The 13,972-nt window shown below is 64.1% G+C and carries 16 protein-coding genes and 1 pseudogene; 13 read left to right on the top strand and 4 right to left on the bottom strand.

Features of this window, described 5'->3' with window-relative positions:
- Positions 1 to 34: 34 nt before the first annotated feature.
- The 3 genes from ACQP1G_RS00885 to ACQP1G_RS00875 all read right to left on the bottom strand — a co-directional run bounded on the left by ACQP1G_RS00885 (position 35) and on the right by ACQP1G_RS00875 (position 2,043).
- The gene (locus ACQP1G_RS00885; RefSeq protein WP_433197387.1) at positions 35 to 391 is read right to left on the bottom strand and encodes a hypothetical protein; all 357 of its coding nucleotides are present in this window, start codon (positions 389 to 391) and stop codon (positions 35 to 37) included.
- A gap of 6 nt (positions 392 to 397) precedes the next feature.
- Positions 398 to 574: a hypothetical protein gene (locus ACQP1G_RS00880; protein WP_433197385.1), complete on the bottom strand. Its 177-nt coding sequence runs from the start codon at positions 572 to 574 to the stop codon at positions 398 to 400.
- Positions 575 to 849: 275 nt separating this feature from the next.
- The gene (locus ACQP1G_RS00875) at positions 850 to 2,043 is read right to left on the bottom strand and encodes an IS701 family transposase (protein WP_433197383.1); all 1,194 of its coding nucleotides are present in this window, start codon (positions 2,041 to 2,043) and stop codon (positions 850 to 852) included.
- A gap of 114 nt (positions 2,044 to 2,157) precedes the next feature.
- On the opposite strand from ACQP1G_RS00875, the pseudogene ACQP1G_RS00870 reads away from it, so the two are divergent.
- The 8 genes and pseudogenes from ACQP1G_RS00870 (at position 2,158) to ACQP1G_RS00835 (ending at position 8,620) form a co-directional block, all read left to right on the top strand.
- A pseudogene (locus tag ACQP1G_RS00870) lies at positions 2,158 to 3,461 on the top strand (IS701 family transposase).
- A 200-nt stretch (positions 3,462 to 3,661) separates the two neighbouring features.
- Entirely contained in the window at positions 3,662 to 4,597 is a 936-nt protein-coding gene (locus ACQP1G_RS00865; RefSeq protein ID WP_433197381.1) for an ADP-ribosylglycohydrolase family protein, read from the top strand.
- 879 nt (positions 4,598 to 5,476) lie between these two features.
- Entirely contained in the window at positions 5,477 to 5,767 is a 291-nt protein-coding gene (locus ACQP1G_RS00860) for a WXG100 family type VII secretion target (protein WP_433197379.1), read from the top strand.
- A 33-nt stretch (positions 5,768 to 5,800) separates the two neighbouring features.
- Complete coding sequence (locus tag ACQP1G_RS00855; RefSeq protein WP_433197376.1) at positions 5,801 to 6,091, top strand: WXG100 family type VII secretion target; 291 nt, start codon at positions 5,801 to 5,803, stop codon at positions 6,089 to 6,091.
- 125 nt (positions 6,092 to 6,216) lie between these two features.
- Positions 6,217 to 7,560: an ADP-ribosyltransferase gene (locus ACQP1G_RS00850; protein ID WP_433197374.1), complete on the top strand. Its 1,344-nt coding sequence runs from the start codon at positions 6,217 to 6,219 to the stop codon at positions 7,558 to 7,560.
- 9 nt (positions 7,561 to 7,569) lie between these two features.
- Positions 7,570 to 7,800, top strand: coding sequence for a hypothetical protein (locus ACQP1G_RS00845; protein ID WP_433197372.1), 231 nt, complete (start codon positions 7,570 to 7,572; stop codon positions 7,798 to 7,800).
- Positions 7,801 to 7,857: 57 nt separating this feature from the next.
- Positions 7,858 to 8,046, top strand: coding sequence for a hypothetical protein (locus tag ACQP1G_RS00840; protein WP_433197370.1), 189 nt, complete (start codon positions 7,858 to 7,860; stop codon positions 8,044 to 8,046).
- Between the two features lie 319 nt (positions 8,047 to 8,365).
- Positions 8,366 to 8,620 carry an IPT/TIG domain-containing protein gene (locus ACQP1G_RS00835; RefSeq protein ID WP_433197368.1) on the top strand — a complete coding sequence of 85 codons (255 nt, stop codon included), beginning with the start codon at positions 8,366 to 8,368 and terminating at the stop codon, positions 8,618 to 8,620.
- A 164-nt stretch (positions 8,621 to 8,784) separates the two neighbouring features.
- Here the strand turns inward: ACQP1G_RS00835 and ACQP1G_RS00830 are convergent, their stop codons facing one another.
- Positions 8,785 to 8,991, bottom strand: a complete 207-nt coding sequence (locus tag ACQP1G_RS00830; RefSeq protein ID WP_433197366.1) for a hypothetical protein — start codon at positions 8,989 to 8,991, stop codon at positions 8,785 to 8,787.
- Positions 8,992 to 9,275: 284 nt separating this feature from the next.
- On the opposite strand from ACQP1G_RS00830, the gene ACQP1G_RS00825 reads away from it, so the two are divergent.
- The 5 genes from ACQP1G_RS00825 (at position 9,276) to ACQP1G_RS00805 (ending at position 13,766) form a co-directional block, all read left to right on the top strand.
- On the top strand, positions 9,276 to 9,521 hold the full coding sequence (locus ACQP1G_RS00825; protein WP_433197364.1) for a hypothetical protein: 246 nt from the start codon (positions 9,276 to 9,278) through the stop codon (positions 9,519 to 9,521).
- 211 nt (positions 9,522 to 9,732) lie between these two features.
- Positions 9,733 to 10,146, top strand: a complete 414-nt coding sequence (locus tag ACQP1G_RS00820; protein ID WP_433197362.1) for a hypothetical protein — start codon at positions 9,733 to 9,735, stop codon at positions 10,144 to 10,146.
- Between the two features lie 210 nt (positions 10,147 to 10,356).
- Positions 10,357 to 11,589: a serine hydrolase domain-containing protein gene (locus ACQP1G_RS00815; protein ID WP_433197360.1), complete on the top strand. Its 1,233-nt coding sequence runs from the start codon at positions 10,357 to 10,359 to the stop codon at positions 11,587 to 11,589.
- A gap of 591 nt (positions 11,590 to 12,180) precedes the next feature.
- Entirely contained in the window at positions 12,181 to 12,594 is a 414-nt protein-coding gene (locus tag ACQP1G_RS00810) for a hypothetical protein (RefSeq protein ID WP_433197358.1), read from the top strand.
- Positions 12,591 to 13,766, top strand: coding sequence for a hypothetical protein (locus ACQP1G_RS00805; RefSeq protein WP_433197356.1), 1,176 nt, complete (start codon positions 12,591 to 12,593; stop codon positions 13,764 to 13,766). Before ACQP1G_RS00810 ends, ACQP1G_RS00805 begins: the two co-directional genes overlap by 4 nt.
- Positions 13,767 to 13,972 lie beyond the last annotated feature (206 nt).

The raw sequence follows: 13,972 nt of genomic DNA, 5'->3' as shown, positions 1-13,972 counted from the left end.
AACCTCCCCAAGCCAAGGACACTGCGAATCTACATCAAGTCATGCCGCTCGAAAATTCCAAGTCATTGGGGGGCGCCTCCCCGTAGCCGCCGCGCCGGTCGTCGACAACCGCAGACCCACTGCTGGAGATCCCGTTCGCCATGGGCGAACTCAACCAACGGGGCATCGCATGCGAGAAGACTGCAGGTACCTGGGTAGCGCACCCATATGTTGACGCCGTCAACAGCTGAAAGAGAAGACCGGCCAACACCGATACGAATTGTGTCTGGGCGGTGGAGCTTTCGGCAGATGCCAACTCCGTACACAACCGTGCTACCGCCTCGTCACGGACCACCCGCTTCGCCGCGATCTTGTCCTCGTCCCGGGTTGCCGCCGGATCGGCCTGCATCATCGTGATCTACATCGTCGCGAGCGCAACAGATTCCGCCCACTCCCACGTGACACCGCTCAGGCTGAGGCGATGGCCGTGCTGGGCCGTCACATCACGGCTGGCCGTCACCCTGGCGATGACGACAGCGCGCACCGGTCTGATGTCATCCTGATTCCCGACCACGGTCAGCCGGTTGATCGACAACCCCGAACACCATCCGCGATCGACACCATCCACGCCTGCTGCTCAAGCCCCGAAGCTCAACGTGCGCGATGTCGCGCACCGGACCGGTATCGCGCTCGAACTCGAGGAGGCAGACACCCCGCCAACCCGGAAGCAGCTGTCCTAGCACGACAGTTGTATTTCGTTGTTTCATAGTCGTTTTGGTCGATAGCGGAGTTGTCTGGCGTGGTGTTGGTGGTGGCGGCGCCAGTGGCAGGCAGCTAACGCGTGGGTGAGGGTGCGGGCTGGGTGCAGCGCTATCGCCAGGAGACGGCGGATATCGGCGACTGTGATTCGGCCCAGCCCGCGTGGGCTTTTGGGTCGGTGGCCGCGGTGACGGCGAGGAAGGCGTGGGCGAGCATCGCCAGGGTGATGTGGCGGTACCAGGGATACCATTTGCGGACTTGGTAGTGGTCCAGGCCGCATTGGTCTTTGGCGGCTTGGAAGCATTCCTCGACCGCCCACCTGGCGCCGGCGACGGCCACGACCTGTTCCCGCTCGATCGTGGCGGGGTGAAAGCACAGGTAGTAGGCGATATCGGCGGGGTCATCGAGGGATCGGCGGGCCAACAAGGTTCTTGTGTATCCGGCGGGGAGGTCACCGAAATGGGGGAGGGTGGCCCAGGCCCAGTCGTATTCACGTTCGCCGCGCACGCCGAGCCCGGCCGAGACTCGGTGCCAAGCTTGTGCGGGCGCTCGAGCGACGAGGGTGTCGACGCGGCGGCGGCCGTCGAGATCGGCCACGGTTTGCCGGACCGGCACCTCGAGAACGTAGGACAGGCGACGGGACTCGCAGAATGCCCGGAACCGGCCGTCGCGGCCGTAGGCAGCGTCCGCGGCCACCCACCCGGCGGCTACTCCGGCATCCAAGGTCCGGGCGATCATCATCTCCGCAAGCCTAGGCTTCGTCAGAAGACCTGAGCTGCAACGGCTTTCAGGAATTCCCGCTTCGGTACAGCGGTCACGGTCACCGATCCAGGACTCGGGCAGGTAGAGCTCTCTATCGATCAACGCCCGCCCGGTGCTCCCGGCGTAGGCGAGGAACACCCCGAGCTGAGAATTCTCCACACGCCCCGCCGTTCCGGAGTACTGGCGTTGCACACCCGCCGACTTCACTCCCTTCTTCAAGAATCCGGTCTCATCCGGGACCAGGACACCATCCGGGCAGGCCAACGCCTCAGCAACATACGAGCGCAGACAATCGCGCAGCTCATCAGCGTCCCACCGGGACCGATTCAGGAAATGCTGCAACCGGCCCGGATCCACCTCCCCAGCGGCCTCGGACAACTGCCAAGTGTTCTTCCGCTCGACCGGGGCCAGCAACCCCGTCAGATACGACCGCGCCCACCGACGCGGCTCCGCACGATAGAACACCCCCGCCACCCGCGCGAACACCTCATCGAAACCCGCCCTCCACGCCGAAACATCCTCGGCCACAACATCATCGAGCATCAGCGACAAGCTACCGCAGAATCAATCACCATGCAGCACAACGAAATACAACTGTCGTGCTAGTACTCCAGCCGCACTTAGTTATGTTGTGCTGTAGGCTCTTTCGGTGTGTCGATCGATGAGGATCTGGCCGCATGGGTTGCGGGGCTGGATGATCTGTTTGGGCGGGTAGCGGGTTATTTCTACCGGGCGGAGCCGCGGTTGCGGGCGCGGGCGTATGTGCGGGGTTTACTGGCGCCGTTGGCCGGGAAGAACGGCTGGACTTTGGCGGAGGTGGCCGGGGATGCCACTCCGGATGGGATGCAGCGGTTGTTGAACGCGGCGGCCTGGGATGCCGACGGAGTGCGTGATGGCCTGCGTGCTTATGCGGTTGAGCATCTGGGCGAACCGGACGGGGTGCTCGTCGTCGACGAAACTGGTTTTCTGAAGAAGGGCGTGAAATCTGCTGGGGTGCAACGGCAATACTCCGGGACAGCTGGCCGGATCGAGAATTGTCAGCTCGGTGTGTTCTGCGCCTACACCTCTGGAACAGGGCGCACACTGATCGATCGGGAGTTGTATCTGCCGAAGTCGTGGACAGAGGACCGGGACCGCTGCCGGGCGGCGAGCGTGCCCGACGAGGTCGAGTTCGCGACGAAGGCCACGCTGGCCAAGCGGATGCTCGCTCGCGCTCTCGATGCGGGAGTGCCGGCACGGTGGGTGACCGCTGACGAGGCCTACGGTGGGGACTCCAAGTTCCGTTCATGGCTCGAATATCGCCGCATCGGCTATGTGGTGGCGGTGCCGCGCAGCCAGGGAATCCCGTTCACTGCAGGCTCTTCTCGCGCGGATCACCTTGTCGCACAAGCACCTTCGCAGGCATGGAAACGCCTCAGCTGTGGCGAGGGCGCCAAGGGGCCACGCCTGTTCGACTGGGCCGTGGCCACCCTGCCCACCTATCCGGACACCACCGCGCCGGGCTGGAGCCGCTGGGTGCTGGCGCGGCGCGCACTGACACCGAACACCAAGGGCGAGCTGGAAATCGCCTACTACCTGTGCTGCGCGCCTACCGGCACCACCGACGACGAACTGATCCGGGTGGCCGGGGCGCGTTGGGCCGTGGAGGACTGCTTCCAAACCGCCAAGACCGAAGTCGGGCTCGACCAATACCAAGTCCGCCGCTACGACGCCTGGTACCGCCACGTCACCCTCGCGATGCTCGCGCACACCTACCTCGCAGTCACCGCCGCCATTTCCCCAAAAGCGTTGGCAGCGGCCTCATCTCACTCACGTTCGGTGAAATCCGACGTCTTCTGGCACACCTGATCACCACCACCAAGACCCTCGAACAGATCTGGCACTGGTCGATCTGGCGCCGACGCCACCAATACCGAGCCAAACAAGCCCACTACCAGCGAAGACACTCCTTATATAACTAAGTGCTGCTGGAGTACTAGGCGGCGAGCAACGCAAACACCTCACCGACCTCATCCGCGCACTTGCGGCGACGAACCGACATCCACTGCCGCCGTTGAAGATTCAGACACACATTCCCCATCCGGGTAGATCGTCTTCCCCGTGGCTATCATCGGACGCAATGCATGTCGACTTGATGCTTGATTCTTTAGATGGACTGTCCGTGGGGGACGCTTTAGGCCAGCAGTTCCCGATCATGCGCCGATCCATCGCAGATCTTCGGGCAGGAAATCTTCCCGCCGGGCCGTGGGGGTGGACCGACGACACCGAGATGGCCTGCTCTGTGGTGACCGAGCTGGGCAGTCGCGGCGAGATCGACCAGGATCGGCTTGCTACCGCTTTCGCGCGACGCTTCGACCCCGCCCGTGACTACGGCTTCAACACGGTCGCCACCTTGCGCCGAGTCCGCGATGGCGTGCATTGGCGCAAAGCGGCCGCAGCCGCGTTCGGTGACGAAGGTTCCTGCGGCAACGGTGCGGCCATGCGCGTTGCCCCGTTGGGCGCCTTTTATGCCAGCGATCCGAAAAAGGTTGTCGCCGAAGCGGTCCGGTCGGCGCAGGTGACGCATCTGCATCCCGAAGGGGTCACCGGTGCCGTCGCGGTCGCACTCGCCGCAGCCCAAGCCGCGCATGCCCGCCTGAACGGGACACGGCCCACACCGACCGAATTCATTACCAGCGTCCTGGACCGCCTCGACCACGGTGACACGACCCGGCTGATCCACCGCGCCCGCAGCCTGCTCGGAGCCCCCACCGCCGAGGCCGCGAACGAACTCGGCAACGGATCTCTGGTCACCGCACAGAACACGGTGCCGTTCACGATGTGGGTCGCGGCCACGTACCTGGACGACTACCCGGCCGCAGTCACCACATGTATTGCGGCAGACGGAGATATCGACACCACCAGCGCCATCGTCGGCGGGATCGTCGCCGCCTACACCGGCCATCGCACCGGTCCAATCGTCGGGATACCCCAGACGTGGCTTACCGCGCGAGAGCCATTGCCTCACTGGTGCAACACGATCCATCGAACACGCGGGCGCAAGAATTCCGTATTCGGCCGCGCTAGACGATGGCTATCCGGCGCATCGTCGAGATGACCACGATCGACCGGCCGGCATGCGCGGCCTGTCACCGCATTCGTGCCCAAACGCCCCGCGCCCCGGAATCGGCCTCGGCATGCGCGGCCCGGAAATCCTTCAGCCAACACTCTCCTGTGGCTGGCCTCCATCGTCCTCGGCAGTCTTTCACAAACACTCGGCCAGTTCGCGCAAGTTACTGGTTGCCCGGGAATCCCAGCACCAGGTGTCGAGCTGGTCGGTGAGGTGAGCCAGGGGCACACCGGTCTGCTGCCATGTGAGTTCCGCGTCCCGCGGCAAACGCTTTAGAAAGTGAGCCACCTCATCCGAATTCGCCCCAGTTGGGCACCGTAAGACCGCTGCGGCGCAACGTGTATCCGTCGCCGACAGCCGTTCGCCGTACTCGAGAATTCGGCCGAGCAGGGTCCGCGCCGCGCGATGCGGGGGCGACCCGATCGCGCAGTGCCGCGGTCTTCCAGCACCGGCATCGGCCACGCAGCATTGAGCCGACCCAGTAGGCAGCGACAGGTCTGGGTCTCCAGGAACACCGCCAGATGCCGCCCCGGGTCGGGATCCCCTCTACCCAAACATGTTCGAACAGCGGCTCTTGGCTGCCAGGACCGCCGTCACCGTTGCGGTGGGCATCCGCGCGCTTGCCGCGACGAACCGACATCCACAGCCGTCGTTGAAGATTCAGACCACCGGAATAATCGTCCTATCCGGCGACTAGCTTGTTCCACGAGCGGCCACCGATGCATGGTTCGGATCGAGAGGTCCCCGATGGAACCGAACGTGCGCGGTCCGCGTCTAACCTACACAGACCAAAACCAAAACCCACCGACAACTGAGAGGGTGTGCATGGCTGAAGATTCATCGGCCACCGGGTCACCTTTTGCGATTGTGCCCGACCATGTTTCCGATGCCGGACAGTATGTGCAGCGGACCGCGCAAACTCTCGTCAACGGTGTGCGATCAGCTGACGCCGACGTGCAAGGGCTGATGACGAGCTGGAAAGGCACCGCGGCCACCGCCTATGCGGCGGGCTGGGAAGAGACCCGCGACGGCGCCTTACAGGTACTCGAGGCCCTGAACACCATGGCCGAGCTGCTCGGTGTCGTAGGCGTCGAATACACGGCCACCGACACCACCAACGCCGCCGGGCTGCAGCAATCCTCCCTGGATCTCCCGTAGCTGGTGCGCCGTAACCGAACAGGACTGTGGCACATGAGGTATCAGGTCGATCTCGACCAGTTGGACAACGTGACCGCCCGCATCGGCGGACTGAACGATTTCCTGCGCGAATCGCTGCGCGAGATCGATGAACGCATGGCCGTGATGCAACAGAGCTGGAATGGCCAGGCCGCCGACAAGCAAGCCGAGGCGCATCGGAAATGGGCTGCGGCGGCGCAGGAGGTTCGGGAGGGAATCGAGGCCATGCAGGCCGCAGCCCGCACCGCGCACACCGCCTACAACGACGCGGTAACCGAGAACCTGCGCGCTCTGGGGCGCGCGTGACCGCAACCGTTCTCGACGTCGATACCAGCGTCTACTACGACGCCGGTAACAAGCTCGTCGGCCTGGCCGCCGACTGGTTCGCCAGCGTTGACGGGTTCTGGCCGACCCTCAACGAATGCGTGTCGATGACCGGGTCGTACGACGAGGCCAAGAAATGGGCCAAGACCTACGACACACGCGCCGAAGAGCTATTGGACATGTCCAACGACCTCGCCGAAGCGGTGCACGCCTACGGGTGCCTGTTGCTGGACATGGGTTACAACCACGCCCTTGCCGAGGCCGCAGCGACGATGGGCGACGATGCGGCACCGGACAAACCAGCCACCCCCGGCCCCGTGGCCTACCTGTGCCGGGTGCCGCTGCCGAGCGCCGGAGGACCCGGCCAGGGCCTGATCGATGGCGGCGTGCAGCTGGCCGAGGCCATCGGGATCACGATCCCGGACGGCAATGTGGATCTGCTCGCGCGCGCCGCCGACACTTGGACCAAGATTGCCGATGCCGAACCGGTGGCGACGATGGCGGGCGCCCTGGAGCGGGTTGCCTGGTCGTTCGAGGCGATTGTCAGCCCCGAATATGCGCATATCGATGAGGATCTGCGCGCCCTGCGTGACGCCGCCCTGGCCACTACCGCCGCAATGTACGAGCTGTCCGCCAGCGCGAAAGACCACCACGACGGGCTGGTCGAGCTGCGTGAGGGCATGAAAAAGGTCCTCGAAGATCTCGGCGAAGAGCTGTTCAAAGAACTCGTCATCACCGTGGCCATCGCGATTGCGGCAAGCGTGGTGACCTTCGGCATCGGGGCCGCCGTGGCTTCCGCGCGCGTCGTTGCCATTGCCGCCCGGTTCGCGCGGCCCATTCGTGCGCTGATCGATGCGTTCAAAGCCGCCAGACTCGGAAAGGGCGTAAAGGCCGAACAGACCCTTGCCAAACACGCGAAGGAACTGAAACGCGTCAAGGATTTAAAGGTCAAGGCGCAACCGTACAAGCGGCCGCTGGCGAACGAAATCGGCCTGACCGATGAGGAATTCGGCGTACTGCGCCGATATACCGGCTCGGGATACAAGGACCTCAATGAGGCATTGCGCCGTGGTGACCTGACGCCAGAGCAGGCCGCCAGGGTACGAGAAATCAATGCGGCACTCGACAAATTCCCCGACTATGAAGGCGTGGTAACTCGGCGCACCACGCTGCCATCAAATGTATTGGATCAATACCAGCAGGGAGCGAATGTCACCGAAGCCGCTTTCACCAGTACGTCACGGTCCGCTGATGCCGCATTCGACGGTACAACCGAATTCAACATCATTTCCAAGACCGGTAAGAATATCGAAGACGTTTCCGACCACGGCCCCTACGGCGCGAGAAACGAAATGGAAGTGCTGTTCAAATCCGGAACGCAATTTACCGTCACGAATCGCGTTGTCGACCCGGCTACAATGCGGACAGTGATTACTTTGGTGGAACGGTAGGAGTAGGAAATGGTCAAGAAAATCGCTGGCAAGACGTTCTTGTCCCCCGGTGACGAAGGCGCACCGCCGCCGCTGAGCGCCGAGGAAATCGAGGCAGCCAACCGGATGGCCGATGAATTCCGGGCGAAGTCTCTCGCGGTGCCGGACTCCGAACGTATCCACCTTCCTGAGCGGTTCCACGACGACCTCAACGGCACCGAGTTCGAGGGATGGACCCCCGACGACGACAAGCGGAAGTGACTCGCCACCCGATGAGCACCGAACCGGACACCACCGCCACGCCAGCGCGGGGCCGCGGTGGACGCCTATGCCGATGCCCTTGACCGCGCGGCCGCCCAGCTGGCCGCCGCGGCCGCCGAGGTCGCCACCGCCGACCCGCCCACATCGCTGCTGGGCTCGGCCCGCTCGGTATCGGCATGGCCGCCGAATTCGCCGACATTGCCCGCGGACAAGCCACGTCGCTGGCCGATGCCGCCGAGTCGCTGACCGGGTTCAGTCGCGCTATCCGCGGCAACCACCCCGCCGCACCAAATGATGTAACCCCCTGAAACGGAACCCGCTGACCTGGAATCTCGTTCCGGGGCAGGGGGGGTCGATCTCGGGCTCGACCTGTAGGGCGTCAGCCCGACCCCGTCACCGCGAATCACCGGGTCGAAACCGGGCAAAACCGGAAGAGAACGAACTGTGGATCCGTTGCCGAAGTGCCGTCGCCTGTGGGCTACTGGATATGTAGCGGTTGCCACAGCAATGTCGGCATCCGTTGCAAGGTAACCCTTTTCATTCTATTTCGGCTTGGAGTCGGACCATGGCACCTGTTCTCACCTCCCTGACACCCTCTTCCGGCCCTGCGACGGTTTTCAGCTCTGTGGTGATCACCGGCTCCGGGTTCAGTAATGTCGGTCCTTTGACCGTGCGGTTCGGTACCCAGGCAACCACATTCACCATCGACTCCGACACCCAGATCACGGCCATCTCCCCGACGGGGACAGGCACGGTGAACGTCACCGTCAAAGTGGAGCTGGACGGCACCAGCAACTCACTGCCCTACACCTATGTCTGACGGCCCAATCGCGTTGCGGTCGTAAGTATGGGGGCCGCCTGTCGATGTTCGAAGTCGACTGCACGGCGCCCGCTCTGCACATGAGTGCAGGTGCAAGGCTATATCCTGCGTTGTCGAACGCTTCCGGGTGCGGCTACCTCCCGAAGCCGCACCCCATCGGCTGGTCACAGGAGCAGAACGAAAGTGGCGTATGCAGCGATCAGCAGGGTGCTCGCCGCGACGAATCCTGCCGCCCCCTGCTTGAAAGCCTTGGTCCACGAGGCTCGTTCATGGCGAGCCATGCCGACGGCGACCGCCGCCACCAGGAGCCCGACCAAGACGATGATCAGGCTGACCAGAGCCCGAAGAAGGATCGAGTTGAGGGTGTTCATGATGTTCCCGTTCGGTTGCTGATGGACCGAACAGGTAACCCGCATGAAGTGATACGCCGGCGTCCTGTTCGGGGTGATCGATCAGGACGCTACGGGCGCGGAAATTCGATGTTGCAATCGAAAAGTCGCAGGTAGTAAAGCTTTTGGGTTGCTGGGTGCGGTGCGGTCGGTATCCACGGCGGGTTACTCACCGGGTCCGTCGATGGTCCGGACCCAGTCGCCGAGGGAGGTGTTCTCGGGAAGGACGATCACGCCCGCGAAATGCAGCCGAGCGAGCTTTTTCGGTGGCGCAGCAGCTTCGAGCGGATCGTGGCTGGCTTCGATCCCACGCGTATGGCTGCGTCGCCGAGGGTGATGCCCTCCTCGATGTGGAGCAGCAGAGCGTCACACAGGTCATGCGGGGCTTTGAGCAGGACGCGCTGTGCCAGGTCGACATCTTCGAGGCGGTCGTGGTCGAGGTTGGAGTGGAAGCGGTTGTCGTCGCGCAGCTGCTCGAGAAGGGCGCTGGTGTCCTGCGACCGCTCCTCTGAACATTGGCCCGAGATCCGGCGCTAAGGATCTCGGGCATCTGCACCACCACCCCTGGCCATACATGTGGGATCTGTCAGCTCTGTGTCAGCGTCCGTGTCAGCACGGGATCAGTCCGGCGTCAGGACACCGGGCGATTGTTGCTTCCGTAATCAGTTCGGCGAGCACGACATACGCCGACTTGGACAGCACAGATTCAAGGGAGCAACCACCATGTCCATCACCATCACCCTCACCGACCAGGACAAGGCCACCCTGCGGACCGCCGCGTACGGCGCCGTCTCGCTGATCGCCGCCGCTGATGCCACCGGCAAGCCCCACAAGGCTGCCACCAACGGCAGCAACGCCCTGTACGCCGCGACCGGCCTGGTCGGGCACGTGCTCGCCGCGAAGTCCAAGGACATCAAACTGAAGGGCAAGAACGTCGCCGAACTCGCCGACCAGGTGCTGCCGGCACTGACCGCAGCCATGAGCCTTCTCGGGCAGCAGGATCCGGCCGAGGCCGAGAACTTCCGCAGCACCGTCCTCGTTGCTGTCGACGCCGCGACCCGGACCCACCAGAGCCAGCCCAGCCCCACCGTGGTCGCGATGACCAGCAAGATCACCGGAGCCCTGTACGCCGCGTGAGGGGATGGGCCGGGAGAGGATGGCGCCTCTGAATATCGGCGGTGTCGCTGAACGTCGCCGTGTCGGATGTCGGCTTTACATCCGGTGCCAGGCAGACCCGTAGGCCGAATGACCGCGCCGATAACGCGCGGCCTTCGGGGAGCACCGTCGAGGCCATGGGCGCCGAACCGCGACGGGTCCCGCAGATCGAACACTATAAGCAGGAGATTGATGATGGAACACAACAACAGCGGCTTCTCCAAGGCAGGGCTGGGCAGAATGCGCGACGTGCTGGCCGGGCATGTCGAGTCCGGAAAGATTCCCGGGGTCGTCGCCCTGGTCAGCCGGGGCGGCCAGACGCATGTCGAAGCGATCGGGACGATGCGCGCCGACGGTGACGCTGCGATGCGCCGGGACACGATCTTCCGGATGGCGTCCACGTCCAAGCCGGTCACGATGGCGGCGGCGATGATCCTGCTCGACGAATGTCGTCTGCGGCTGGACGACCCGGTAGATCCGTGGCTGCCCGAACTGGCCGACCGTCAGGTGCTGCGCCGGGCCGACGGGCCGCTGGAGGACACCGTGCCGGCGCAGCGACCGATCACCGTACGGGACCTGCTGACCTCCACGTTCGGGCTCGGAGTGGATCTCACGTTGATGGGATCTCCGATCATGGACGCGGTTCTCGACCGGGCTAACTACAGCGGGGAAGCCGCATTGGCGCCCGAGCCGGACAAGTGGATGAGCCGCCTGGGCGAGCTGCCGCTGTCGTACCAGCCCGGCGAGCGGTGGCAGTACGAACTCAGCCACGATGTCCTCGCCGTGCTCGTCGCCAGGGTCTCGGGTCAGCCGTTCGGAACGTTTCTCCGCGAACGCATCTTCGAGCCGCTGGGGATGACCGACACCGGCTTCCACGTGCCCGCCGGCAAGATCGACCGGCTGCCGCCCAGCTACGCCCCCGACCCGCAGACTGGCGAGTTCATCGTGTGGGACGAGGCAGCAGGCGGAAGGTACAGCCAGCCTCCGGCGTTCCAGCATGGCGGCGGCGGGCTGGTCTCCACCGCCGACGACTATCACGCCTACTTCCAGATGCTGCTGAACCACGGGATGCACGGGACCGAACGGATCCTGTCCCGGCCCGCCGTCGAGCTGATGACCACCAACCGCCTCACGCCCGAACAGAATGCCGCCCGAAATGCGCTGGCCAAGAACAACGTCCATGTGTCGTTCGGTCAAGGGCAGCAGGGTGGCTGGGGCTTCGGGATGGCGATGCGCACCTACCGTGGCGACTACGCTCCCATCGGCCAGTTCGGTTGGGACGGCGGCACCGGCACATCCGCCTACGCCGACCCGAGCAACCAGCTCACCGGAATTCTGTTGACCCAGGTCGGGTTGTCGACCCCGGATCCGGCGTGGCTCATCCACGACTTCTGGACCACGCTCTACCAGGCACTCGACGCCTGACGAGGCCGGTCTCGACCCCGTTTGCCTCAGGCCGGGTCGCCCGAGGGTGAGATCACCTCAGGCGACCCGACCTGAGCAATCTGAACAACAGATTCATCAGCCGACGAGCTGAGCACCTGAATTCGTCGTAGTAGTGGAACGGAACCTGCCAGGCTTCGACCCGTTGCTACGGGATCGCGGGCGTGGTGTGAGCATGAAGCCTCCAGACCCGGTGGGTGCCCTGAGAAGCTGTCGTGACCGCAAGTGGTGACATGCACACCTTCACCAGGTAGCTCACGCTACTGACCTGGTGTTTTCGTGGAGCGGATGACGGGATTCGAACCTGCTGCGGCGCTTCACAAAAGCCCTGGTCAATCGCCTGAACTACCCCAAATGTCGGGCCTCAAAAGACCTTTCAGAGCTTTTCAGTACGTTGCGGGTCACCAAGCTGCCACCTGTCTGGTGACATAGAAACCACCCCTTTTGCCCGCTGCGATCTTCGGGGAGGTGACGATGTCCTCACCCCTCACCGGCTGACGGGATGTCTGCACCGGATCACGGGGCTGTCTTGATCACCGCATCATTGAACCTGATGTGCCACATAGTGTTCGGGTGGGACCGGTCACCGACTGGCAGTGGCATGACCATGACTATCCTCGCCGGGATGTTGGACACATATGGACGGGAATGTCGATGACTGTGGCGGGACGTTGGCGCATCGTGGCGATGGACTTGTGGGATCGCGAAGCCATCGATCTTGTCGAGCCTGGATTCATGGAGTTCCGCTCTGGTGGGACAGGTGAGTTCGGATTCATCGCCGTGCGCGGGTGGATGGATTGCCGCATCGGGATCCGTGACGGTCGTGAGTGCGTGGAGTTCAGTTGGGAAGGTAATGACGAGGGGGAGCCGGTCAACGGTCGCGGCTGGGCGGTCCTGACCGAATCTGCCACGCTGCGCGGACACCTGTTCTTCCATCTCGGTGATGACTCCGCTTTTACCGCAGAGCCGTTCGAGGTGCCGTCGTGAGTGAGTACCAGTACTACGAGTTCGTCGCCCTCGACCGTCCGCTGGACGACCGTCAGCAGGCGGAGGTGCGAGCCTTGTCCACCCGGGCGCGCATCACCGCGACGAGCTTCGTCAACGAATACCACTGGGGCAGTTTCCGGGGTGATATACGTCGGATGGTCGAGCGCTACTACGACGCGCACCTGTATCTGGCGAATTGGGGGACTCGCCAGCTGATGTTCCGACTGGCGCGCACACTGCTCGGTCCCGAGGTGGCAGAACAGTACTGTCTCGGCGACTGTGTTACCGCCGAAACATCCGGCAGGAACATCATTCTCGGCTTCTCGAGTGAGGACGAGTCCGGTGACTGGGTGGAGGACGCGCAGACTTCGTTGTCGGCCGTCGTCGGAGTACGCGCCGATCTTGCCGCCGGAGATCTGCGACCACTGTATTTGGCTTGGTTGGCCGGGTACGGCAGGTGGGAACGCGATGAGTGGGCCTTCGGCCGCGATCATGATGACCAACTCGAGCCGCCGGTGCCGCCGGGACTGCGTACACTCACCGGCGCTCAGCGGGCGATGGCCGACTTCCTGCGGCTGGACCGCGATCTGCTGCACGTCGCGGCGGCGGCGAGCCCCGATCTCGACGCGGTGGCCGATGATCCGCGTGCTCTCGCCGCATGGATCGCCGATCTCGATGTGGCAGAGAAAGATCGGCTGTTGCTGCGTGTCGCCGGTGACGACGCGGCGAGTGTTCATATCGAACTTCTGCGCCGATTCCGCGAGTCCACGACGGCCGCACCCGACCAGGCACCACGGCGTACCGTCGCTGACCTGCTAGACAGTACGGCCCGACACCGCAGCGAGCGGGAACGCCGTGAGGCAGCTGTCCGGGCCGAACAGCACGCTCGGCTCGAGGCCCGGCGGGCACGTCAACGCGAACGGCGGTTGAACGAGCTAGCCCGCGACCAGGACGGTGCCTGGCAACGAATTGAAGTAATGGTCGCGACCAAGAAGTCGGGCCAGTACGACGCGGCGATCGAGTTGCTCACCGACCTGCGCGATCTCGCCGAACGGGACGGCCGCACGGATGTCTTCGCGCGGCAGGCGAGAGCATTGCGTGAACGGCACACCAGCAAGCCGGCCTTCATCAGACGCCTGGTCACCGTCGACATCGAGGCGAGTCGGGGCTGATAGGCGGTGCGCGATCGACTTCGGTGCCGCGGACGGGTAAACGGCATTGAGGCGACACGGGCGGCGACTCGCCATGGGCACAGCGCGGCCGCTCCGGTCGGTGTCTTGAGCTCCGTCCGGCGAGCGGTCCCGATGTGATGTCGATCCGGGTGGTGTCGCGGTCGTAGGAGCCGTGCGTACGGTGACCCTCGTAGTCGGCGTAGACC

Source organism: Nocardia sp. CA-107356, from assembly GCF_050946365.1.
Lineage (GTDB): Bacteria > Actinomycetota > Actinomycetes > Mycobacteriales > Mycobacteriaceae > Nocardia.
Note: the sequence above shows the minus strand (reverse complement) of the source record. Positions and strands in the feature narration are given on the sequence as shown.

What these genes read in the sequence shown, in the direction of transcription:
- ACQP1G_RS00885 (WP_433197387.1), bottom strand. Translation starts at nt 391, where the DNA reads ATGATGCAGGCCGATCCGGCGGCAACCCGGGACGAGGACAAGATCGCG.
- ACQP1G_RS00875 (WP_433197383.1), bottom strand. Translation starts at nt 2,043, where the DNA reads ATGCTCGATGATGTTGTGGCCGAGGATGTTTCGGCGTGGAGGGCGGGT.
- ACQP1G_RS00855 (WP_433197376.1), top strand. Translation starts at nt 5,801, where the DNA reads ATGAGGTATCAGGTCGATCTCGACCAGTTGGACAACGTGACCGCCCGC.
- ACQP1G_RS00850 (WP_433197374.1), top strand. Translation starts at nt 6,217, where the DNA reads ATGACCGGGTCGTACGACGAGGCCAAGAAATGGGCCAAGACCTACGAC.
- ACQP1G_RS00845 (WP_433197372.1), top strand. Translation starts at nt 7,570, where the DNA reads ATGGTCAAGAAAATCGCTGGCAAGACGTTCTTGTCCCCCGGTGACGAA.
- ACQP1G_RS00835 (WP_433197368.1), top strand. Translation starts at nt 8,366, where the DNA reads ATGGCACCTGTTCTCACCTCCCTGACACCCTCTTCCGGCCCTGCGACG.
- ACQP1G_RS00830 (WP_433197366.1), bottom strand. Translation starts at nt 8,991, where the DNA reads ATGAACACCCTCAACTCGATCCTTCTTCGGGCTCTGGTCAGCCTGATC.
- ACQP1G_RS00820 (WP_433197362.1), top strand. Translation starts at nt 9,733, where the DNA reads ATGTCCATCACCATCACCCTCACCGACCAGGACAAGGCCACCCTGCGG.
- ACQP1G_RS00815 (WP_433197360.1), top strand. Translation starts at nt 10,357, where the DNA reads ATGATGGAACACAACAACAGCGGCTTCTCCAAGGCAGGGCTGGGCAGA.